The sequence below is a fragment of the Bifidobacterium magnum genome (genome assembly GCF_000741255.1).
Classification (GTDB): Bacteria; Actinomycetota; Actinomycetes; order Actinomycetales; family Bifidobacteriaceae; genus Bifidobacterium; species Bifidobacterium magnum.
Window position 1 is genome coordinate 134,873 of the sequence record NZ_JGZB01000002.1, and the last position, 23,284, is coordinate 158,156.

Consider the following 23,284-nt stretch of genomic DNA (forward strand, 5'->3'; position numbering starts at 1 on the left):
TGCCAATGTTCAAGCCACATCGTGGTATCGTGTTAGATGGATATTCTTTGAGGAAATATCCGCCACATGCAGCGCCCATCTGCTGGACCGACGTTCCTGCCCGTTGCATGGGGAGTCCAAAGGAGGACAGATGGTAGAGAAGATTATTCTTGATTGCGATCCTGGTCACGACGATGCCGTTGCCATCCTGCTCGCAGTTGCGAATCCCAACATCGACCTGATTGGTGTTACCACGGTTGGCGGTAACGCAGCACTCGAAAAGTGCACCTACAATGCGCGCGCCTGCCTGCAGCAGTACGGCGCCACGGACGTTCCGGTGCACGCCGGCTGCGATCGTCCGCTCGTCCATCCGCTTGAGGTCGCTGACTATGTGCACGGCGAGACGGGCCTCGACGGCACCGAACTTCCTGTGCCGACGCGTCCGCTGGACAAGGGCCACGCCGTCAACTGGATCATCGACACGATCATGAACAACGAACCGAAGACCATCACGCTGGTTCCGACTGGCCCGCTGACCAACATCGCCATGGCCATGCGCATGGAGCCGCGCATCGTGGAGCGCGTCAAGCAGGTCGTGCTCATGGGCGGCGGCTACAACATCGGCAACTGGAGCGCCGTGGCCGAGTTCAACGTGAAGACCGATCCTGAAGCGGCCCACATCGTGTTCGCCGAAAAGGGCTGGCCGGTGACGATGATCGGTCTGGACCTGACGCACCAGGCGCTGTGCACGCCGGAAGTGCAGGCCAAGATCGACGAGATCGGCACGCCGACGGCCAAGTTCGTCTCCGAGCTCATGGACTTCTTCCGTCTGAGCTACCACGACGCCGAAGAGTTCGTGGACCCGCCGGTCCATGATCCGTGCACCGTGGCCTACCTGATCGACCCGAGTGTCATCACCATGCGTCGCGCTCCTGTGGAAGTGGAACTGCGCGGCGACCTGACGGTGGGCATGACTGTGGCCGATCTTCGCGGTCTTGAGCCCAGCGCGGAGGAGTGCAACACGCAGGTGGCCGTGAAGCTCGACTTCGACAAGTTCTGGAACCTGGTGATCGACGCCGTCAAGCGCATCGGCTGAACCATGTAGCCGACCGGCTGCATAACGGTTTCCTATACAGTAATGGGCCAGTGAACTTAAGTTCACTGGCCCATTCGTTGTTTTTATATGGTTATTGGTCAGTTGTTCAACGCCTTGGCGCCAATGTCGTGCCGGTAGAACAGGCCGTCCATGGGGGAGGCGTCCAGACGCTCGTACACGCGCTGCTGCGCCTCCTTGAGCGTGGGCGCGCTTTGCTCCACGAGAAATACGCGTCCCGAGCTCGACACGAGTTGGCCTGAATCATCGCGCGCCACGCCCGCATAATAGACATGGCTCGAATCGTCTGTAGGAATACTGGGAATGGGCGCCCCCGTGCGCACCGTACCTGGATAGCCTTCGGCGGCCACCACCACGCCGATCGTGGCCTCGCTCTCATCCCATGTGAACTGCGGGTCCTCGCCGTCGAAGATGGCCGTGATCGCGCACGCCAGATCGCTCGTCAGGCGCGGCAACACGACCTGCGTTTCCGGATCCCCGAAACGCGCGTTGAATTCAATGACCTGCGGGCCGTCCTTGGTGGCGATAAGTCCCGCATACAAGATGCCTGTAAACGGCGTTCCTTCGTCGGCCATCGCCTGCACGGTGGGGGCCACAATCGTGTCGATGGCAGTGCGCACGGTGTCCTCGCCAATTTGCGGCACGGGGCTATACGCGCCCATGCCGCCCGTGTTGGGTCCCTTGTCGCCGTCATAGGCGCGCTTGTGGTCCTGGGCGATGGGCATCGGCCAGAATTTGCGGCCGTCCACAAAGCTCATAAGCGAGAACTCCTGGCCTTCCAGATAGTCTTCGAGCACTACGCTGGCGCCGGCCTTACCGAATTTGTGGTCCACGAAAATGTCGTGCAACGCGTCCAACGCCGTGGCCTCGTCCATGGCGACCGTCACGCCTTTGCCCGCGGCCAGGCCGTCCGCCTTGACGACGATGGGCGCGCCATGGCTGCGCACATAATCCTGCGCCTCTTCCAGCGACGTGCATGTGGTGTAGGCGGCCGTGGGAATGTGGTGGCGCGCCATAAGCCGCTTGGCGAAATCCTTCGAGCCTTCAATTTGGGCGGCCGCCTTCGACGGCCCGAACGCCTGGATGCCGTGCGCGCGCAGCGTATCCGCCAGACCGTCGATCAATGGCTGTTCGGGGCCGATGAACACCCAGCTCACTTCCTGTTCGTCAATGAATTGCAGCAGCGCCTCCACGTCGCCCGGATCAATGGCGACCGTGTCGATGTCGTCGCGTCCCATGCCGGGGTTGCCGGGCGCCACCGTCACTTTGGACACCAACGGCGAGCGCAGCAGCGCGTATGCGATGGCGTGTTCGCGTCCGCCGGAACCGATAACAAGAATGTGCTGTCCCATGGAAAACTGCTCCTTAGATACTTTCGTATGCGCATCCAGTCATAGTGGGCGTGTGTTACAGCATGCTGACAATGCGCTGGGTTTTGGTGGGGAAGGGAAGGAAGGTAACGTTCCGGGCCTATTGGGCGTTCATGAACACGACTTGCGCCCCGTCGTCCTCACGTTCCACAATTTCGCCGATCATGTAGGCGGCCTGTCCTGCCTTTTCCAGCAGGGCCATGGCTTGTTCGGCCTCGTCGGGCCGTACGGCGAGCACCATGCCCACACCCATGTTGAACACGTTGAACATTTCGGCGTGGTCGATGCCGCCTGCCCGTTCGATGACGGGGAAAATGGGTGGGACGGGCCAGGTGCCCAGGTCGATCTGGGCGGCCGTGTCTTCGGGCAGCATGCGCGGAATGTTTTCGATGAAACCGCCTCCCGTGATATGGGCGACGCCTTGCACAAGGTTCTGCTGGCATAGCGCGAGCAGCGGCTGGACGTAAATCGTGGTGGGGGTGAGCAGCACTTCGCCCAGTTCCCGGCCGTCAAGTTCGGGCAGCGTGGTGTGCACGGTGTAGCCGGCGTCTTCGAACAGCGCTTTGCGTACGAGCGAGAAGCCGTTAGAGTGCACGCCCGAGGAGGCGAGTCCGATCAGCATGTCGCCCGGGCGGATTCCCAATCCGTCGATGATGCGGTCGCGTTCCACGGCGCCTGCGGCGAAGCCGGCCAGATCGTATTCGTCCGCGTCGTACATGCCGGGCATTTCCGCGGTTTCGCCGCCGATCAGCGCGGCTCCCGCTTCCACGCATCCGTCGGCCACGCCCGAGACCACCTGTTCCAGCGTAGCCGGGTCGTTGGAGCCGCAGGCGATGTAGTCGAGGAAGAAAAGCGGTTGCGCGCCTTGGGCGGCGATGTCGTTGACGCACATGGCCACGCAGTCCACGCCGATCGTATTGTGGATTCCCATCTGCTGGGCGATCACGAGTTTGGTGCCCACGCCGTCGGTTCCCGAGACGAGCACGGGGTCGCTCATGCCCAGCGGCGCGAGGTCGAACAGGCCTCCGAATCCGCCGATCGTGCCAGCGGCGCCGGGCCGTGCCGTGCGCGCGACATGTTGGGTGATGCGCTGGACTACTTCATATCCGGCTTCAACGCTGACTCCGGCGTTTTCGTATGCTTTGGGCATGGTGTTGCGGGCCTTTCCTGGGATTGGTTCGTTGCTAATGGACGCTGGGGTTGCGGTATTCGTTGCCTTCATACTCGCTATGGTCGGCGGCGAATTGCGGCAGGCGTATGCGGTCCTGCTCGCTGAGGGACGCGAGGAAATCCTGCTCGTAATCGTCGAGCGCGGTGGGGTAGTCGCCATTGAAATACGACACGCACAAGCCTTCATAGGGCGCGTTTTCGCGCAGTCCGATCGAGTCGATAAGCCCGTCGAGCGAGAGGAACGCGAGCGAGTCCGCGCCGATGAAATCGCGGATTTCATCTACCGATTTTGTCGCGGCGATCAGCTCCTGCGTGGTGGAAATGTCGATGCCGTAAAAACACGGGTATTTTAACGGCGGCGAGCTGATACGCATATGGACTTCCGCCGCTCCGGCTTCCTTGAGCATGCAGACGATGCGCCGGGACGTGGTGCCGCGCACAATGGAATCGTCCACTACGGCCACGCGTTTGCCTTGGACCACGCTGCGCACGGCCGACAGTTTCATTTTCACGCCCTGTTCGCGCAGCTCCTGCGTCGGCTGGATGAACGTGCGCGCCACATACTGGTTTTTGATCAGTCCCATTTCGTTGGGAAGGTTCAGCGCTTCGGCGTATCCGCTCGCGGCCGACAGCGAGGAGTTGGGTACGCCGATGACCATGTCCGCGTCGACAGGGGCCTCCTTGGCGAGCCTTGTTCCCATGCGTTTGCGTGCCGAATGCACGTTCACTCCGTAAATATTGGAGTCGGGGCGCGCGAAATAGATGAATTCCATTGAACAGATCGACAGTTGCGTACGCGAAGTGTAGTGGGTGATGCGGTAGCCGTTGTCGTTGATAATCACGATTTCGCCGGGGCGGATGTCGCGTACCAGCGTCGCGCCCACCACGTCGAGCGCGCAGGTTTCGGAGGCGAGCACGTACGCGCCGTTCGTCATGCGTCCCAGCGACAGCGGGCGGAACCCGTTGGGGTCGAGCGTGCCGACAAGCTCGTGTTCGGTCATGATCAGGTAGGCGAAGCCGCCATGAACCGTATTGACGGCCTCCTTGAGCCTGTCGAGGAAGGTGGGGCGCACGGAACGGCGGATCAGGTGCATGAGCACTTCCGTATCCGAATTGGAGTGGAAAATCGCGCCCTCGTCCTCGAGCCTGCGGCGCAACGACTGGCAGTTCGTGAGATTGCCGTTGTGGCAGAGCGCCATGTCGCCGTCATGGAAACGGAAAATGAACGGCTGGATGTTGTCAAGGCCTCCCGAACCCGCGGTGGCGTAGCGCACATGGCCCATGGCCGCCGAACCGCGCAACGAAGTGATCGACTCTTCGGTGGGGAACACCTGCGTAAGCAGCCCGAGTCCGCGGTGCCCCGTCAGCTTGCCGTTGTCATTGGCCACAATGCCGGCGCCCTCCTGCCCGCGATGCTGCAACGCATGCAACCCGAAATAGGTCAGACGGGCGGCGTCCGGATGGCCCCATACCCCGAAAATGCCGCATTCTTCGTGAATCTCTTCAAGTTCAGCAGACAAGCCAGCGCTCCTTCATGTGCCTCGGGGGTTGGTGTACTGAGGATCCGTACGGGCTTCAGCCTAGCAACACGAGTCTGTGGGCGGACCATAACGTCCACATTGTGCGAAATTCTTCTGTCGTGGACTTTGATCGGCCGTTAGATAGTGGCGCCAACATTCCCTACCGCCGCGTTTGTGCGTATGCTGGCCGTAACACAATGGACGGCGCGCAGAAAACGATGGTGCAACGATGAACGACAATGAAACCGGTATTCCGGTAGCGGAAGAAACCCTGGTGCAAAGCCCCGCGGACACCTACTCCGCGATGCGCGCCATGCTGCTGGCCAGCCGCGATTTTTGCTTGGTCATGGCCGACGATGTGGAACGCGCCGTACGGTTCCGCTCGCGCAGAACGGGAGGGGAGCTCGTCGCCCGCACATCGCCTTGGCTTGAAGAAACACGCGTCAGCGTATGGGCCGCGCGCCCCTACGCACAAGGCGGGGAAGACGCGACGACATTTTTCGACGCACTGTACAACGCCTTGGCCACGCGCTCGCGCCCTTCAGCGCCGTCACGCCGGATGGCATGGGGCGCCATAGTCGCCATGGCGCTCGCCGTAGTGGCTGTTGCGGCCGTTATGGCTTGGATTTTGTTCGCACAGTGAGGAAAATTCCGAAAAAACGCGAACACTTTCTGTTTTTTGGCGGCCGGCTTTCTATAGTGGCTTTTCAATAGCGATATGCGAGGAAGCGGGAGGGCAACATGATCGATTGGCAACTTGACGCCAATGAACGGCTTTTTGAAACGTTCCAGGCTTCCGTCGGCAACCGCATCGTCACGATGGCGGTCACTTCGCACCATATTCGTACGCACCGTGCTTTCGGCCTGTTCGGCAACAAAAGCGAACTGTTGGTTTATCCGTTGCAGTATGTCGTGATGGACAACGGCGTGCCGCTGGTTTCCGTGCACAACACCACGGCGTTGGTACAGTTGCGCCAAGCGCAGCTGCAATGCGAGTTCGCTTCGCATGCATGCGCGAAACGGTTCGCGGAACTTGTCGCCAGCTCCGTGGCGGGCCATCCCGTTCAGGTGAAAGTCTCCAACAATTTCACCGATTTCGCGCAACAGGCCGGAGCGGTGGTCAAAGACCTGTATGGCGGGTTCATGGAAGGACTCGGCATCGGCCGCAAGGAAGAGGTGACGGGCAACTGCGAAGGCTGCCTTGCCCCGCTGCACGGCACCAAGGGGCAAACGATGCTCTGCGACTATTGCGATCGTCGTCAAACGTTGTGACCGCATCCGGCGCATGAGAGCGCTTTTGGTATTCAAAGCAAAGAAGTGAGCAATTATGGCAGTGATACGTGTATTCGCAGGCCCCGTTCCCCAAGAACTTGCCCATGAATGGTCCCGTGTCATCACCGTGGGACCGTTCGAAAATTCCATCGTCATGTTCCCCGGCGTCACGGGCGACGGCCAACAGCGTTATATGGACGCGCGCGTGGTGGACAGCGCCAAAATATATGTGCCGGCCAATATGGCCGCCTGCATTGTGGGTCCGGAAGGCGTGGAAGCGGTACTGACCAAGCCGGGCGGCTATGAATACCGCTGCTCGGACGGCCCCATGGTCGCGCGCAACATCGTGTTCATCAGCATGCTGCCCGTACGCGGCATCAAATTCGGTACGGCCAGCCCGCTCAAATATTATGACAAACTTTATGCTGACGACTTGGAAGTGCGCGTCCGCGGCACCATCTCGTTGCGCGTAGGGGACGTGGAACGCTTCATTACGAATTTCATGCCCGCAAACATGCTGATGCGGTCGTTCGACATGCCGCAGGTGCGCGCGCGGCTACTTCCCGATTTGTTGCGTTCATTCGCGTTCGCATTGCGCCAGATGTCCGAGGACTACCGCATGGAACAGTTGCCGGCGGAAACGAAACGCATTGTGCAACTCATTACGCAAGATGGCGCCAACGCGGGGAAGTGGTGGAACGCGTACGGGCTTGAAATTGTGGACATGCAGCTCGAATACGCGGATTTCACGCTGTGGGCACGTGACCGCATCAAGAAGAGCCGCCATACGCAGCCGTCGCGCCACTGGTTTGTGCCGCCCGTCAAGGACGATCCCGTCACGGTGGACGAACAGATTGAAGCGCTCACGAAATTCCGTCGGCTCGTGGACGAAGGCGTGATCACCGAGGAGGAGTTCGAGCAAAAGAAGCGGCGCATCCTCGAGATGTAACATGTTTTCGCGCGTACGCGCCACACCAAGAAACACCGGATACTCCTTGTTGCGCCGTGGCCGGTCCTACAATGGCAACGTATTCGTTCGTAGGGGAACGAGAGGAAGAACAAAGGAGTTTGTGATGCTTATTCGCAACATTCATATTGAGAACGCACCGGAAACGACGGATGTGCGTATTGACGACGGGGTTTTTACGGAGATTGGCGAACATCTCGCCGCGGCGCCGGGAGAGCAGGTGGTGGAAGGCCATAATGGTTTGATGCTGCCGCCGTTTGTGGATCCACACGTGCATCTGGACGCCACCATGACGGCCGGCGACCCGGAATGGAACGAGACGGGCACGCTGTTCGACGGTATCCGCATTTGGAGCGAGCGCAAGAAGACGCTTTCCGTACAAGACGTGAAGGACCGCGCGCGCCAGGCCTTGGAGCTCATGGCTTCCAACGGCATCCAGTTCGTGCGCAGCCATGTGGATGTGACCGATCCGAGCCTGACGGCCTTGCACGCGCTGCTTGAGGTGCGCGAGGAAGTTTCCGATTTCGTGGAGTTGCAGCTCGTGGCGTTCCCGCAGGAAGGCATCCTGTCGTTCCCGGGCGGCAAGGACCTCATGCGCGAGGCCGTTCGTGAAGGCGCCGACGTGGTGGGCGGCATTCCGCATTTCGAGTTCACGAGCGAATACGGCGCCGAATCCCTCAAGTTCCTGATGGATTTGGCCGCCGAAACGGACCGCCTGGTGGACGTGCATTGCGACGAGATCGACGATCCCGCGTCGCGCAATCTGGAAGTGCTGGCCACACTCGCGTTGGAAAGCGGTCTGACCGACAAGGTGACGGCGAGCCACACCACGGCCACGGGCTCTTACAACGACGCCTACATGTACAAGCTCATGCGGTTGCTGAAAATGTCGCGCATCAACTTTATTTGCAATCCGCTGGTCAACATGCATTTGGGCGGCCGTTTCGACACGTATCCCAAGCGCCGAGGCCTCACGCGTGTCAAGGAGCTTACGGAAAACGGCATCAATGTGGCGTTCGGCGAGGACGACATCCGCGACCCGTGGAGCCCATTGGGTACGGGCAACATGATCGACGTCGTGCGCATGGGCGTGTATGCGGCACAGACGATGGGATACTCCCAGTTGCAGGATTCCTACCGGTATGTGACCGTCAATGGCGCGAAGGCCATGCATGTGACGGACCATTACGGCATCGAGGTCGGCAAGCCCGCCGACTGCGTGGTGATGGACGCTCCCGATTTCTACGGCGTGCTCAACACGAACGCCACGATGCTGGCCAGCATCCACCACGGCAAGCTCATTGTACAGAAGACGCCCGCGCAGGTGACCATGAACCTTTAACGTGAAATTCCGCTTCCCCCAACCCCGCTTGATGGTTAGAATGCTCATACATATCACAGAAAGGTGGTCCCTATGGGCAGACCTGGAGCAGGTTCGGGAGGCTCGCGTTCTTCCGGAGGCCACGGGGCCGGCCGCTCGTCGGGCGGACACCGCATGGGCGGTGGCAACCGGCCGCGTGGCGGTTCGGGCTCGTCGGGAGGTTTCGGCTTCGGTGGTTTCGGACGCGGCAACTACTCCCCGGGCTATTCGGGATACGGGGGAGGGTCGCGAGGTGGCGGCGAATTCCTGGGAGGATTGCTGGGCGGACTGATCGGTTCGTCCCTGTCCAACAGCGGGCAGCGCAACCGTTCCCCCTATGCCAACGGCCCGATTATCAACGTGACGCCGCCGGCGGGAGGCCCGACGCCGCCCGTGCAACCGTTCCCGCAGCAGCAACCTCCGCGCCAGCCGAACCAGCCGCGCAAGCAAAGCCACGCCGCGGCCATTTTTGGCGTGATTGTGGTGGTGATTCTGCTGGTCATTTTCTGGGCGGCGATGACGCCGTCCTCAAGCGGCGCCGGTGCGAACGGCATTCCGGCGAGCACGGTCAACCGCGAGAAAATCGATACGGGGCTCGCGTTCAACAATGATTGCGTTCAAGACCAGCTCGGCTGGATTTCCAACGTGTCGCAAACGGAACGGCAATTGCAGACGTTCTACAACAAGACGGGCGTGCAACCGTATGTGGTGCTCAAATCCTACGATCCGTCGCTGAAAACGGACAGCCAGAAGGAACAGTACTCGCAACAGTGGTATGAGGACCATATCCACAACGAGGGCACGTTCCTGTTCATGTATTTTGCGGAGCAGAACGCGGAAAGTGATGTAGGATACATGACATACGTGGCCGGCAAGCAGACCACTTCGGTCATGGACTCGCAGGCTGTGGACATTTTCTGGGCCTATATGGACCAGTACTGGTACTCCAACATGTCTACGGGGGGCGTCATCGTCAAGACGTTCGACAGCACCGCCGACCGGATCATGGAACGCACGACCACGACGCAAGACGTACTCAAATATGTGGCGATCGCCGTAGGCATTATTGCCGTCGGCATTGTCATTGTGGTGCTTATACGCCAGAAGTACAAGCGTGACAAACAAAAAGCGGAAGAGACGGAACGGATTTTGAATACTCCGCTGCCTGTCGACGATTCGCTGCTCAACAAATACGAGGGCGGTGCGAACAATCGACACTCTTCCACGGGCCCGACGGACGCGCCCGGCAACAACAATCCCACCATATAGCGGAACATTTCGCGAGAAAGAAGGATACGATGGGAATTCTGCAACGATTCAGCAACATCATGCGCAGCAACATCAACGCGCTGCTCGACAAGGCGGAGGATCCGGCGAAGATGGTGGACCAGATGCTGCTCGACCTGCGCCAGGATCTGGCGGAAGTCAAGAACGAGACGGCGGGCGTCATGGCCGACGCACGCAACGCGAAGCGCCAGCTGGACGAATGCGACGAGATGATCTCGCGCTACGATTCGGCCGCCCGCGCCGCGCTCAAGTCCGGCAACGAGGGCGACGCTCGTGAACTGCTCGCCAAGAAGCAGCAGTATGAGGCGACGCGCGAAAGCCTCGCCAAGGCCTACGAACTGGCCGACGCGAACGCCACGAAGATGCGCCAGCTGCACGACAAGCTGGTAGGCGACATCAGCGGCCTCGAAGCGCGCAAGAGCGCCATCAAGGCCAAAGTCGCCGCGGCCAAGGCGCAGGAGCATGTCAACGACATCACGAGCGGCGGCGACAAGGCCCGCTCCTCGATGGAGGCTTTCGACCGCATGGAAGCCAAGGCGGACCGCATGCTCGACGCCGCCGAAGCCAAGGCCGACCTGAATTCGGGCGTCAACAGCACCGAAGAGCTCGCCGACAAGTATCTCAAGGGCGCCACCTCGCCGTCGGTGGATGACGAGATCGCCAAGATGAAGGCGGAAATGGGACTGTAATCCGTTTCAGTAGCCATATGACAACAAATGGGGATGCCGGTTTTCCGACATCCCCATGTTGTTATGTTGCGGTATGGCTTACCACACGGTATGGCGCATTAGAGGCTAAAATCCAGCACCTTGCGGCCCTGGATAAGGCCCTTTTCCATTTCGTCGAACACCTGCGGGGCGCTGTCGACAGGAACTTTCTCCACAATCGGGGCCACGAGGCCCTGGGCGCCGAAATCGAACGCCTCCTCGAGATCCTTGCGCGTGCCCACCAGCGAGCCGACCACGCGAATGCCGTCGAGCACGGTCTTGACGATGCTCAGGTCCATGTATTCGGACGGCAGGCCCACGGCCACGACGGTGCCACCCGCACGCACGCAGTCGACGGCCTGGTTGAACGCCACCTTGGAAACGGCGGTGACCACGGTAGCATGGCATCCGCCCGTCTTTTCCTGAATGTAGGCGGCCACATCCTCGACTTCCTTGCCGTTGACGGTGACGTCAGCGCCGACTTCCTTGGCCAGCTCGAGCTTGTCCGGATTGATGTCGACGGCCACCACGCGCGCGTTGAACACCTTCTTGGCATACTGGATCGCGAGGTTGCCCAAGCCGCCCGCGCCGAAAATGGCGATCCACTGGCCCGGAGCGATACCTGCTTCCTTAAGCGCCTTGTAGGTAGTCACGCCCGCGCATGTAATGGAGGACGCCTGCGCCGGATCAAGTCCTTCAGGAACCTTGACGGCGTAATCGGCGGTCACCACGGCGTACTCGCTCATGCCGCCGTCCACGGAATATCCGGCGTTCTTGACTTCGCGGCACAAGGTTTCACGGCCCGTGGTGCAATATTCGCAGTGGCCGCAGCCCTCGAAGAACCATGCGATGGATACGCGGTCGCCGGGCTTGAGCGACGTGACGCCCTCACCAACCTTTTCCACGATGCCGATACCCTCATGGCCGAGGATGCGCCCCGGCACCTCGCCGAAATCGCCGTGGGCCACATGCAAATCGGTATGGCACACGCCGCAATACTCGACCTTGACCAAAGCCTCGCCGTGGCCGATTTCCGGGATATCGCGCTCCACAACTTCCACACCGGTGCTTTCGGGGTTGACGACAACAGCCTTCATGATTGTTTCCCTTCAGTAGACATATGCCAATCATCATTGATCGGCTCGTCGTCTACTGAACCATTGAAACCAATAGAGGACAAACGTTTTAGCGAAATCTTCACAAAACCTTTTCATAATGCCAACTGTTTGCGCACTTCGCGCGACAGCGGCGACCACGTGAACACGACCATCGCCACGGCCAAAATAAGCGACACGAGCACGCATACGCCCACGAGCAACGGCCATGGCGCCCAATGCAACGGGAAAAACACCAGCGGCAGCAATCCGCACACCACATTGGCCACATAGTACTTGGCATAACGTGCGATCGCCCTCGTGCGCAACACGATAAGCGTCACCGCGCTGAACGCGAGCATGGAAAGCAGCGTAATGGGAATCACCATGCACGTAATCGTCAGGTTATGAGTGCAAGCCAGCCATACGAGCGCGCAAACCAGCACAATATAGCCGAAGCGGAACAGGATATGCAGCGGATGGATGCCCGCGCGGATCGTCATGTTGGCGAACACGCCCGTCACAAGCAACGAAATGGCGCTCGCCGTCATGATGCGCGGCGGCCAATGGAACACCAGCGTGAAAAACAGCGTGAGCAGGAACAGCACAATGATGGCGAACGTGATGATGCGCGCCGCCAGAAGGCGCGGCAGCAGCAGCGTACGCTGGTCGGTCAGCGGCGAAGGTTCAGGAGTGCCGTGCAACGGGGCCTGGCATAGCGGACACCGGCTCATGGATCCCGTGTAATTGACATGGCATATGTCGCAACGCAGCATGATGTCCTCACTTCCTCGACTTTCTGGACTTCTTCGCCTTGCGTTTCGCCGCGCGCCGCTCGGCCCGCGTGGATGGGGCGGCGTTGTGTGCGGCGCGGGATGGCGCCGCATGCGTTTCGGGCACAAGCGCGCCCGTGATATCCATGGTGCCCTCAATGCCTTCCTCGGCCAATAGGCGCACCAAATGTTTCGTCACTTCAAGATTGCGGTAAATGGTAGAAATGCCGATGCACAGGTCGTCGCCGCACGAGCATACCGTGAAATTCAAACCGGCCGGCGTGGTAAGCATGCTCACGGACTGCACATAGGGCGCGATACGCGGATCGAACATGACACGGCCCACATTCGACAGCGTGGTCGTGGTGGAACGTTCCGTCACATATTGCGCCGCGACGAGCGCCAAATCCTTGACATGCATGGGAGCCACGCGCAGCAGCGGATTCTTCTCCAACTTGATCATGCCGTTCATCGACGCGGCCATGCGCTCGCGGCTCGTGGCGCTCGTCAATTGCTGTTGGACAATATTGGCCAGATATGCCAACGATACGGGTTCATCGGCGTCGTCCATGTCGTCCAGGACGGGCTTCCCCTCGTCGGCCGTGGCGGTGCGCGTGGCTGGACAATACGTCACGTACGTCATGCCGTAAAAATTGCGTACCGTTTGCGAACCGTAAAACTGGCGCAAGTCGACGGGAATGTCAACGCGGATCTGCTTCGAGCGCTGACGCAACGGCATGAGTTCGGCGATGGCGCGCACAATGGCGGCAATCAGGTACGACGTAAGGCTCACGCCGCATGCGCGCGCCCGGGCGAGCACGGTCGGCGCGTCCACGTGCAGTTCCATGAAGGTGGGGGCGGAGCGGTCCTGTGGGCCCGGAATACGGAAGATTTTCGTGCCCGGCGCCGTTTTCGCCTTGTCTTTCTCGTAATATTTGTCGAAACTGTTTTCCGATTTGTCCCAATCGGATCCCGTATAGGTCGACGTGACGCCCACGATTGCGTACCGTTCGCACACATACTCGCGTACCAACGCGCGCAACAGCGCCAGCGTGCCGCGTCCGTCGGAAACCATATGGGACATTTCGACGGTGATGCGGTTGCGGAAATACGTGACGCGGAACAGCACGCTGTCATGTTCGGTATGCAGGCGCGAACAGATCGGCAAATGTTCCTCCTGCACGAGCACGCGCTGTTCGGACTGCTCCAAATAGTGCCAGAACAGGCCGCTGCGCAAGCAAACCTGGAAACTCGGGAACTGCGCCAGCGTACGGTCAAGGGCGTGCTGCAACACCTCGGGGTTGATCGGATCGCGCAAGGCCGCGCTATAGCGGAACACCGTCTGCAAGGAGCGGCCGGCCTGGGAAGAATAGAATTTGCCGATATTGTCTAATCGGTACCAAGTACCTCGCGCCATGCCGGTTCCTTTCCATCATCCGCCATCTTAGGCTCCAGAGGAACGTCGTCAAGAAAATGCGCGATGAGCGCGAATGTGGTCTGCACGAGGTCCGAAATGCGCGGATACAGGAAATATCCGTGCACGCCATTGGTCACGCGATAGCATTGCACATCATCGCTCGCTTCTTTGAGCCGCTTGGCATACTCTTCGTCCTCGTCGCGTAGCGGGCAATATTCGGCGCTCATGACGAGCGTGCGCGGCAAATGCGTGTAATCGCGTTCCATGAGCGGCGCGAAATACGGGTTGTCCAGATCCGCGTCGTCCGCCTTGTACATGTTCACATAGTCGCGCATGTCCTGCGCCGTCAACATGTAGTCCTTGCCGTTGGTGCGCACCGAATCATACGGAGTGGTAGCAGGATCGTAATCGTTGTTCAGGCACGGGTACAGCAGCATTTGCCGGCGCACCTGGAAGTCTTGCGTATCGCGCGCCTTGAGCGCCACGGCCGCGGCGAGATTGCCGCCCGCGCTGTCGCCGAACAGCGTGATCGATGCCGGATCGGCCGGCGCCAGCCGCGTACCTTCTTGATTGGGGATAAGAAGTTTGCCCGAATACAGTTGCACGGCCGCCTCGTAACAGTCGAGGAACGGACGCGGGAATTTGTGGTCGGGCGCGCGACGGTAGTCCACGGAGACGACCTGGCGGTGCATCGCGTCGGCCAAATGCGCGCACGCGTCGGAATACAATTGCGCGCTTCCCGTGGCCCATCCGCCGCCGTGGAAGAAGAGGATGGTGCCGCGCAGCGGGGCGTCGGTCGGCGTAAATACGCGCAGCCCCAGCTCATAGCCGTCGTCAAGCGTGGTGGCGATGTCGTTCACGCGGCAGCGGTCGGCGATGTCGAGCTCCAGCTTGCTGCTGACATCTTCCATGATGCGCTGGATGCGGTACGTGTGTTGGGCGTCGGGCAGCATGTGGGTGAGCGCCGCGAGAATCGTCTTGCTAATAGCCATGGCGTAATTATGGCATGACTTCCGCGGCGCCCTTTGGCGTGTCGCTTGGCGCTTCTCAAGAAGCGAAGCGCATGCGCCGCGCCGTTAGCGCTCGCTTGTCCCGTCGCCGAATTCCGGTTCGTCGGGAGCGGGGTAGGCGTCGCGCAACAGCGCGGAGAACGATTCGCTGGCCATGCCGTACAAGGCGCCCAAAATAAGCTGGTAGGCCAGTTCTCCCGAGAAGTTGCTGTCGGACGCCAAAGACGACATGAGTTTGCCGAATCCGGAAGGATCGGTGTTCCACGATGCCGACATCTCCTGCAGTGTGAGCAGCTTGGTGGCGAGGGTGGCAAATTCCGGAGAGGCGAACATGGCGTTCAGCGTGGCCGCGCGAAGATCGCGCAGAACGATAAATATTTGGACGCCGACGCGCTTTCCGAAGACTACTACGACTCCATATACGACGGTGTGCTGGACGACTGGTACGACGCCGTGTACGACGGGCTGCTTGACGACCTGTATGGAAAGTATTACGACGGCGTGCTGAATGAGGCTCCCGAATCCGTTCCCTATGCACAGGTTTCCGACGTGCGTTCCACCACTTACAAGGCCTTGTCCGATGCTCGTTCCGATTGGTATTCGGACCTGTCCGACATGCGCAGCGACGTCTACGGACTGTGCACGCAGATTCGCTCCAGCATTTACAACAAGGACTACGACTTTACGAAGGATATTGAACGGTACCAGAAGAAATTCGCACAGTTCAATGACGATCAGTCGGCCCAATGACGGGCTCGCGTTGATTCGTGGAACTGATGCATGGGAAGGAACAATGATGACGAGTACATCCATGAAGCGCACGGCCGTCGCGATTTCCATCACGGGGCCCGTGCTTATGTTGTTGTCTCTGGTATTGCCTTATGCCAGTGCGCTCAAAGATTCGCCGTTCCGCACGATACCAGATAAGGTTCTAGACGGTTTGCGATTGGGGGATTTGGCCGATCTTTGTGGGCTTTGTAATTGCCATTGCCGGTGGAATTTGGCTGGTCGTGGTCAAGCGCCGCAGCAAAGTGCGCAGGCAGATGGGCGCCTAGACAACTGTTCATGGCCGCACCATAACGGGTGACAGCACAAGGGCCGGTTTCTCCATATATGCAATGTGGAGGAACCGGCCCTTTGCTTTTACGGGAGGTCAGGCGGTGAAGTATGCCACACCCGCTTCAAAAATGGGCTGGTGGGCGTTGCCCGGAACGTTGCGGTACAGGCCTTCGCCCGAACGTTCCGAATGGCCCATCTTGCCGAACACGCGTCCGTCGGGGCTTGTGATGCCTTCAATGGCCAGCATCGACCCGTTCGGGTTCACGTCGAGTCCCATGGCCGGGACGCCTTGCTCGTCCACGTATTGCGTGGCGATCTGGCCGTTGGCCGCCAATGAGGCGAGCATGTCGGGGGAGGCCACGAAACGGCCCTCACCATGGGAAATGGCCACGGTGTGCACGTCTCCCACCTCGCAATTGGCCAGCCATGGCGACAGGTTGGACGCTACGCGCGTGCGTACGAGGCGACTCTGGTGGCGGCCGATGCGGTTGAACGTCAGTGTGGGGCAAGTCTCGTCCATGTCCACAATGTCCCCGAACGGAACCAGGCCGAGCTTGATCAGTGCCTGGAAACCGTTGCAAATGCCGAGCATGAGGCCGTCGCGGTTGGAGAGCAGGTCGCGTACGGCGTCCGTCACTTCGGGGGCGCGGAAGAACGCCGTGATGAATTTCGCCGATCCGTCAGGTTCGTCACCTCCCGAGAATCCGCCGGGGATCATGACGATCTGGCTCGCGCGAATCTGCTCGGCCAGTGCGTGCGTGGACTCGGCCACGTCCGCGGGCGTCAGATTGTTGATGACGAACGTGTGCGCGTCCGCTCCCGCCTTTTCGAAGGCGGCAGCCGTGTCATACTCGCAATTGTTGCCCGGGAACACGGGGATGATGACGCGCGGTTTGGCGACGCTCGGTCCCGTATACACAGTGCGGTGATCCGTGCGGAACGTGAGAGCTTCCACGGGTTGTGTTTCCGCTTCGCCGTCGCCCGCCGTGCGGTACGGATAGACGCTTTCGATGCCGGCTTCCCAGATTCGCTGCAGTTCGTCGCCGTCCAGCGTGGTGCGTGCGGCGTGCAGTTCGTACGGTTTCGTCGTCTTTCCGATGACGGCCGCTTCCACCAGGTTCGACGCGGTGGGAATGTCGGCGTCGTCGTCGAGCTCGATAATGAACGATCCGTAGGCGGGCGCGAACAGGTCGTCGACTTCGATTGATTCGTCCAGCGTCACGCCGATACGGTTGCCGACCATCATCTTGAACAGCTGCTCCGCCGTGCCGCCATATCCCGGCGTGGCTACGGCAAGCGCGTCGTCGAATTCCGTAAGCGATTCGACCAACGTGAAGGTTTCGAGTAGCGCCTGCGGGTCGGGTGTCAGGCCGTCGGCCGCATACCGCGGCGCGATGCGGACGACACGGTGGCCTGGGCCTTTGAACTCGGGGGAGGTGGCGTGGCGCATGTCTCCCACGGCCACGGCGAAGGAAATCAGCGTGGGCGGCACATCGAGATCCTCGAACGATCCGGACATGGAGTCCTTGCCGCCAATGGCGCCGACACCCAGATCCACTTGCGCCATAAGCGCACCTAGCACGGCGGCCATGGGCTTGCCCCAGCGGGCCGGATCGTCGCGCAGCTTTTCGAAATACTCCTGGAAGCTCAGGTAGGCCTTCTCGTGTTCGAAGCCCGCGGCCACGAGCTTGGCCAGCGATTCGACCACGGACAGGTAGGCGCCCGTGAACTGGTCGCGTTCCATGATGTAGGGGTTGAAGCCCCACGCCATGGCCGATGCCGTGGTGGTTTCACCGAACACAGGGAATTTGGCGACCATCGCGAGTGACGGCGTCAACTGCGTACGGCCGCCAAACGGCATGAGCACGGTACCGGCGCCGATGGTCGAATCGAACCGTTCGGACAAGCCCTTGTTCGAAGCGACATTGATGTCCGCGAGCAACGCGCGCATGCGCTCGGCGAGGGTACCTGCGCCGTCGTGGGCAAGGGGAGCGGCGTAAGGCTGCTGCTTGTCCACATGCACATGCTGGCTTTTGGGCGCGCCGTTCGAGGCGAGGAACGCGCGCGACAGGTCGACAATCGTTTCGCCGTTCCAGCGCATGACCATGCGCGGTTCGCGCGTCACTGTGGCGATGACTTCGGCTTCGAGGTTCTCTTCACGCGCATATTTGAGGAATTCGTCCACATCTTCGGCGGCCACGTCCACGGCCATGCGCTCCTGGGATTCGGAAATGGCCAGTTCGGTGCCGTCGAGGCCCTCATATTTTTTGGACACGCGGTTGAGGTCCACGTCGAGCCCGTCGGCGATTTCGCCCACGGCCACGGATACGCCGCCCGCTCCGAAATCGTTACAGCGTTTGATCAGGCGGCAGGCTTCGCCACGACGGAACAGGCGCTGCAGCTTGCGTTCGACAGGCGCGTTGCCTTTCTGCACTTCGGCGCCGTCCAGTTCAATCGACTCGACCGTATGCGATTTCGAGGATCCCGTGGCGCCGCCGATACCGTCACGTCCCGTACGACCGCCCAACAAAATAATGCGGTCGCCGGGCGCGGGCGTCTCTCGCCGCACATGGTCGGCCGGAGTGGCGGCCACGACGGCGCCCACTTCCATGCGTTTGGCCACATAGCCCGGATGGTAGATTTCGTTGACCTGTCCCGTGGCCAGTCCGATCTGGTTGCCGTAGCTCGCGTATCCCGAGGCGGCCGTGGTGACGAGTTTGCGCTGGGGGAGCTTGCCTTCCAGCGTTTCGGACACGGGTACGGTCGGGTCGGCCGCGCCCGTCACGCGCATGGCCTGATATACATAGGAGCGTCCTGACAGAGGGTCGCGGATGCATCCGCCAATGCAGGTGGCCGCGCCGCCGAACGGTTCGATTTCGGTGGGATGGTTGTGTGTTTCGTTTTTGAACAGGAACAGCCAGTCCTCCGGCTCGCCGTTGACGTCCACACGCGTTTTGACCGTGCACGCGTTGATTTCCTCGGATTCGTCGAGTCCTGTAAGCAGCCCGTTGGCCTTGAGCCATTTGGCGCCGATCGTGCCCATGTCCATGAGACAGACGGGCCTGTTCGTGCGTCCAAGCTCCTCGCGCATGACCAGGTATTTGTGGAACGCGGCCTCAACGGTGGCGTCGTCGATCGTAATGTCCGTCAAGTTCGTGCCGAAAGTGGTGTGGCGGCAATGGTCGGACCAATACGTGTCGATGACTTTGATTTCAGTAATCGTGGGGTCGCGCATTTCCTTGGCGAAATATTCGCGGCAGAACCGCAAGTCGGCCACATCCATGGCGAGTCCGTGTTCGTCGATGAACGCTTGCAAATCCTCGTCCGCCAGATCCCTGAAGCCTGTGAGGATTTCCACGGGGGCCGGCACGGGAACGGCCGACTCCAACGTTTCAGGGGCGTCGAATCCGGCTTCGCGCGCTTCCACGGGATTGATCACATAGCGTTTGATCGCGGCTTCGTCGCCGTCGCTCAAGGATCCCTCAAGCGCATAAACGCGCGCCGAGCGCACAGTGGGCCGCTCGCCTTGGGAAATGAGCTGGATGCATTCGCTGGCCGAATCCGCACGCTGGTCGAACTGGCCGGGCAGGAACTCGACGGCGAACACGCGCGCCGCGCCCAAGTCGGGAAGCTCGGACGTGACCGCGTCGACTTGCGGTTCGCTGAACACGGTCGGCACAACGCGCTCGAACAGGTCGCGGTCGATGCCTTCCACATCATAACGGTTGATAATACGGACACGGTCCAAAGTGTCAATGCCAAGAATCGTGTTCAATTTATGTGTCAGCTGCTGGGCTTCCACATCGTATCCGGGGCGCTTCTCCACATGCACGCGAAAAACCACGGTATTGCTCTTTCTCGTAAACGGCGTCTCAATAAATCAGTAAGTCAATGAACATGGGCAATAAATAAGGAAGGTGGAGCGCCATGGCGCCTCACCTCGTGTTATGAACGTTCGATTCCCTCGTCGGCGGCAAGCTGCTCCAGCCGTTCCAGGATCTCTTCGTAGGCCGGGATGATGTCTCCCATGTCACGCCTGAACAGGTCCTTGTCCAGATGCTCCACGGTTCCGTCGCTTTCCACGCGCCACAACCGGCACGTGTCGGGCGTGATTTCGTCGGCCAACAGCACACGGCCGTCCGAAGTGACACCCTCCTCGATTTTGAAATCCACCAAACGCACGCCGATGGCGGAGAAAATGTCAAGCAACGCGTCATTGACGGCGCGCGCCTGCCGTGAAATCTCGTCGAGCTGCTCCGGGGAGGCCAATCCCAATGCGACAATGCCGTCATCATTGATGAACGGGTCGCCGAGATCGTCATTCTTCACGCAGAATTCCAAAATGGGACGCTTGAGCTCCGTGCCCTCATCCACGCCATAACGCTTCGCAAAAGAGCCGGCCGCGGTATTGCGCATGATAATTTCCAACGGGAACATCGTCATGCGGCGCACCAACTGTTCCGTGTCGGACAGTGGCGCCACAAAATGGGAATCGACACCGCGCGCCTTCAACAAATCGAAGATGACGGCGGTAATACGGTTGTTCAGACTCGCCTTGCCGGCAATCTGGGCTTTTTTCGCACCATTGCCGGCCGTCGCCTGATCCATATATTCCACCCACAGAATGTCGGGATCGTCGGTTGCATACAATTTTTTGGCCTTGCCCTCGTAGAGCTGCTCCAGTTGTTCCATGGCACCTTCCTGCGCACTAACGGATCTGACGGGCAACACCTTAGCAACGAAGCCGCGGGCTCAACCCGTTGTTACCGTCATGTGAGAGAAGGGACCACTGCAATACGCAACGCCTGTGTGGCGGCCTGTGCGGCCTTGCGGGCCGCATCACAATCCGCACCTGTGGCCAACATCACACCCATGCGGCGGCTGCCATGCACGCACGGCTTGGCGAACACGCGCAACGAAACATCGGCACCCGCCAACGCTTCTTCCAATCCCGAAAACTCCACTTCGCCATCACCACACACCACAATGGCCTGGCTCGCGGCGCCATGGCACCCCTCGGGAAACACGAGTTCCACATGCCCGGGTGTCACGGGCAATCCCAACATTGCGCGCACATGCAACATGAACTCGTCGCAACGCTGGCTCGCCATCGTTACCATACCCGTATCATGCGGGCGCGGGGAGACCTCATTGAACAACACGGAACCGTCCCTCAATACGAACAATTCCACGCCATAGACACCCCAACCGCATTCGCCCGCCGCGTGCGCCTCGTCCATCAAGCCTTCCACAACACGACGCGCAATACGCCGCGCCTGCTCCAACACGTCGTCCGGCACCTCGGCCGGCTGCCACGACTGGCGGTAGTCGCCATCCTGCTGCCACTGGCCGATAGGCGCGCACACCGTCACGCCCGAAGAAGACCCCACGGTAAGCATCGTAAGCTCTGTGGCCAAATCCACAAGACGTTCCACCACTACACGGCACTCGGTGCCCGCACCCTCCTGGTCGGCACCACGCCGTCCGTGTTGCGCCTCGGCCCAAGCCTGGTCAAGCAGCGCCTCGTCGCGTACTACCGACTGGCCATGGCCCGAAGAGCTCATCACAGGCTTGACCACGCACGGCAACCCGATCTGCCCGACCGCCGCACGCAACTCCTCCAACGAACCCACACAACGAAACTCGCTGGTGGGCAGACCCAACGTGCCATGGGCGAACACGCGCAGGCGCTCGCGGTCCATGCAGATGCGCACGATCGCGGCGGCCGGCACCACGCGGATTCCGCGCTTCGCCGCGTCGGCCAATACGTCGGTGGCGATCGCTTCCACTTCGGGCACAATAATGGACGGGTTCACGTCTTCAATAAGCTTGGCCAGCGCGTCCGCATCGGTCATGGCGAGCGTGCGCGATTCATGGGCCACCTGCTGGGCAGGGGCGTTCTCATACGAATCGGCGGCGCATACGCGCAAGCCCAACCGCATGCATTGGATGGCGATTTCCTTGCCGAGCTCGCCGGAGCCGAGCAGCAGAACAGTGGAGGGATGGATTCCGAGGGGAGTGCCTACAACATGTGTCATAGGCACGATTGTGCCGGACAAGAGGCGTACGCGCATACAAAAGTACCCATAGTGGAATCACTATGGGTACTGGTTTACCTCAATGGCGCCTTAGCGCGCAGCGTCACAGGATGGCGATCAGCTCGTTCACCTGGTCGTCCGTGGTGGCCCAGCTCGTGCAAATGCGCAGCAGCTGGTGGCCGGCGTCCACCTGTTCCATGAAGCTCAAACGCACCTGCTGTTGCAGCTTGGCCGCCTGCTCGTTGGTGACCGTGATGAAAATCTGGTTCGTGCTCGAAATGAACGCGATGTCGTAGCCCTTGGCGAGCAGCGCCTTGCGGATCTTGTCCGCCTGCTTGTCGGCGTTGCGCGAGAGTTTCTCGTACAGGCCGTCGGTAAACAGCGTGTCGAATTGCAGGCCGAGCAGCCATCCCTTGGCGAGCAACGCGCCATGTTGCTTGACAAGCGTCACGAAGTTCGTGGGCATGTTGTGCTTGGTGAACACCACGGCTTCGCCAAACATGGCGCCCACCTTCGTGCCGCCGATGGTGAAGACGTCGGCGATGCGGGCAATGTCCGGCAGCGTCACGTCGTTGCCGTCGGCTACGAGGCCGTACCCCATGCGCGCGCCGTCAATATACAGTGGCATGTGGTAGTTGTGCGCCACCTGGGCCAGGGCTTCCAATTCTTCAAGCGTGTACAGCGTGCCGTATTCAGTGGGCTGGGAAATGTAGACGGAGCCCGGAAAGACCATGTGCGTGTGGTTGGAGTCCGCATAGAAAGAGGAACAGAAGTCGTCCACATCCTGCGCCGCGATCTTGCCGTCCTGCGACTTGATCGCCAGCACCTTGTGGCCCGTAGCCTCGATGGCGCCGGCCTCGTGCGTGTTGATATGGCCGGACTGCGCGCACACCACGCCCGCATACTGCGGCGTGATCGAATCGAGTACGATCTGGTTCGTCTGCGTACCGCCGGAAATGAAGCTCACTTCCACTTCCGGATCATCGCACGCCTTGGCGATGGCCGTGGCGGCGTGCTGGCAATAGTCGTCATTGCCGTAGCCGGGAACCTGTTCCTGCTGGGTTTCCTGCATGCGCTGCAGGATTTGCGGGCACGCCGAATTCGAATAGTCATTTTCAAACGAAAGCATAGACGTCCTTCTGTAGTG

The 23,284-nt window shown here is 60.4% G+C and carries 20 protein-coding genes; 8 read left to right on the plus strand and 12 right to left on the minus strand.

What is annotated here, in order from left to right:
• Positions 1-130: 130 nt before the first annotated feature.
• On the plus strand, positions 131-1,075 hold the full coding sequence (gene uriH / locus BMAGN_RS01415; protein WP_022859644.1) for a uridine-preferring nucleoside hydrolase UriH: 945 nt from the start codon (positions 131-133) through the stop codon (positions 1,073-1,075).
• A 98-nt stretch (positions 1,076-1,173) separates the two neighbouring features.
• Here uriH and purD read toward each other — a convergent pair whose 3' ends face one another.
• The 3 genes from purD to purF all read right to left on the minus strand — a co-directional run bounded on the left by purD (position 1,174) and on the right by purF (position 5,153).
• Positions 1,174-2,445: a phosphoribosylamine--glycine ligase gene (purD, locus tag BMAGN_RS01420; protein WP_022859645.1), complete on the minus strand. Its 1,272-nt coding sequence runs from the start codon at positions 2,443-2,445 to the stop codon at positions 1,174-1,176.
• Between the two features lie 118 nt (positions 2,446-2,563).
• Entirely contained in the window at positions 2,564-3,613 is a 1,050-nt protein-coding gene (gene purM / locus BMAGN_RS01425; protein WP_022859646.1) for a phosphoribosylformylglycinamidine cyclo-ligase, read from the minus strand.
• Positions 3,614-3,647: 34 nt separating this feature from the next.
• Complete coding sequence (purF, locus tag BMAGN_RS01430) at positions 3,648-5,153, minus strand: amidophosphoribosyltransferase (RefSeq protein ID WP_022859647.1); 1,506 nt, start codon at positions 5,151-5,153, stop codon at positions 3,648-3,650.
• Positions 5,154-5,382: 229 nt separating this feature from the next.
• On the opposite strand from purF, the gene BMAGN_RS01435 reads away from it, so the two are divergent.
• The 6 genes from BMAGN_RS01435 to BMAGN_RS01465 all read left to right on the plus strand — a co-directional run bounded on the left by BMAGN_RS01435 (position 5,383) and on the right by BMAGN_RS01465 (position 10,728).
• Positions 5,383-5,796 (plus strand): hypothetical protein, encoded by a 414-nt coding sequence (locus tag BMAGN_RS01435; RefSeq protein ID WP_022859648.1) that lies wholly within the window; start codon positions 5,383-5,385, stop codon positions 5,794-5,796.
• A gap of 98 nt (positions 5,797-5,894) precedes the next feature.
• Positions 5,895-6,425 carry a hypothetical protein gene (locus BMAGN_RS01440; protein WP_022859649.1) on the plus strand — a complete coding sequence of 177 codons (531 nt, stop codon included), beginning with the start codon at positions 5,895-5,897 and terminating at the stop codon, positions 6,423-6,425.
• A gap of 55 nt (positions 6,426-6,480) precedes the next feature.
• Positions 6,481-7,374, plus strand: coding sequence for an SPFH domain-containing protein (locus tag BMAGN_RS01445; RefSeq protein WP_022859650.1), 894 nt, complete (start codon positions 6,481-6,483; stop codon positions 7,372-7,374).
• A 124-nt stretch (positions 7,375-7,498) separates the two neighbouring features.
• Positions 7,499-8,734 carry a cytosine deaminase gene (gene codA, locus BMAGN_RS01450; RefSeq protein ID WP_022859651.1) on the plus strand — a complete coding sequence of 412 codons (1,236 nt, stop codon included), beginning with the start codon at positions 7,499-7,501 and terminating at the stop codon, positions 8,732-8,734.
• A gap of 72 nt (positions 8,735-8,806) precedes the next feature.
• A complete protein-coding gene (locus BMAGN_RS01460) occupies positions 8,807-10,021 on the plus strand; it encodes a hypothetical protein (protein ID WP_152593292.1) in 1,215 nt (404 codons plus the stop codon).
• 29 nt (positions 10,022-10,050) lie between these two features.
• On the plus strand, positions 10,051-10,728 hold the full coding sequence (locus BMAGN_RS01465) for a PspA/IM30 family protein (protein ID WP_022859653.1): 678 nt from the start codon (positions 10,051-10,053) through the stop codon (positions 10,726-10,728).
• Positions 10,729-10,826: 98 nt separating this feature from the next.
• Here BMAGN_RS01465 and adhP read toward each other — a convergent pair whose 3' ends face one another.
• From adhP to BMAGN_RS01490, 5 genes are all read right to left on the minus strand, one after another.
• On the minus strand, positions 10,827-11,843 hold the full coding sequence (adhP, locus tag BMAGN_RS01470) for an alcohol dehydrogenase AdhP (RefSeq protein ID WP_022859654.1): 1,017 nt from the start codon (positions 11,841-11,843) through the stop codon (positions 10,827-10,829).
• Positions 11,844-11,956: 113 nt separating this feature from the next.
• Positions 11,957-12,616 carry a DUF6320 domain-containing protein gene (locus tag BMAGN_RS01475; RefSeq protein ID WP_022859655.1) on the minus strand — a complete coding sequence of 220 codons (660 nt, stop codon included), beginning with the start codon at positions 12,614-12,616 and terminating at the stop codon, positions 11,957-11,959.
• Positions 12,617-12,623: 7 nt separating this feature from the next.
• Positions 12,624-14,030, minus strand: coding sequence for an alcohol acetyltransferase (locus tag BMAGN_RS01480; protein WP_022859656.1), 1,407 nt, complete (start codon positions 14,028-14,030; stop codon positions 12,624-12,626).
• Complete coding sequence (locus BMAGN_RS01485) at positions 14,003-15,022, minus strand: alpha/beta hydrolase (RefSeq protein WP_022859657.1); 1,020 nt, start codon at positions 15,020-15,022, stop codon at positions 14,003-14,005. The genes BMAGN_RS01480 and BMAGN_RS01485 overlap by 28 nt, the downstream gene beginning before the upstream one ends.
• An 84-nt stretch (positions 15,023-15,106) precedes the next feature.
• Positions 15,107-15,373 carry a hypothetical protein gene (locus BMAGN_RS01490; protein WP_051126615.1) on the minus strand — a complete coding sequence of 89 codons (267 nt, stop codon included), beginning with the start codon at positions 15,371-15,373 and terminating at the stop codon, positions 15,107-15,109.
• 45 nt (positions 15,374-15,418) lie between these two features.
• Here BMAGN_RS01490 and BMAGN_RS07805 point away from each other — a divergent pair, with 45 nt between their 5' ends.
• Positions 15,419-15,790 carry a hypothetical protein gene (locus BMAGN_RS07805; RefSeq protein WP_051126616.1) on the plus strand — a complete coding sequence of 124 codons (372 nt, stop codon included), beginning with the start codon at positions 15,419-15,421 and terminating at the stop codon, positions 15,788-15,790.
• Between the two features lie 403 nt (positions 15,791-16,193).
• Here BMAGN_RS07805 and BMAGN_RS01495 read toward each other — a convergent pair whose 3' ends face one another.
• The 4 genes from BMAGN_RS01495 to BMAGN_RS01510 form a co-directional block, all read right to left on the minus strand.
• On the minus strand, positions 16,194-19,943 hold the full coding sequence (locus BMAGN_RS01495) for a phosphoribosylformylglycinamidine synthase (protein WP_022859659.1): 3,750 nt from the start codon (positions 19,941-19,943) through the stop codon (positions 16,194-16,196).
• 101 nt (positions 19,944-20,044) lie between these two features.
• On the minus strand, positions 20,045-20,791 hold the full coding sequence (gene purC / locus BMAGN_RS01500; RefSeq protein ID WP_022859660.1) for a phosphoribosylaminoimidazolesuccinocarboxamide synthase: 747 nt from the start codon (positions 20,789-20,791) through the stop codon (positions 20,045-20,047).
• 77 nt (positions 20,792-20,868) lie between these two features.
• Positions 20,869-22,173, minus strand: a complete 1,305-nt coding sequence (gene purT / locus BMAGN_RS01505; protein ID WP_022859661.1) for a formate-dependent phosphoribosylglycinamide formyltransferase — start codon at positions 22,171-22,173, stop codon at positions 20,869-20,871.
• Between the two features lie 67 nt (positions 22,174-22,240).
• Positions 22,241-23,266: a threonine aldolase family protein gene (locus tag BMAGN_RS01510; protein ID WP_022859662.1), complete on the minus strand. Its 1,026-nt coding sequence runs from the start codon at positions 23,264-23,266 to the stop codon at positions 22,241-22,243.
• Positions 23,267-23,284: the final 18 nt, after the last annotated feature.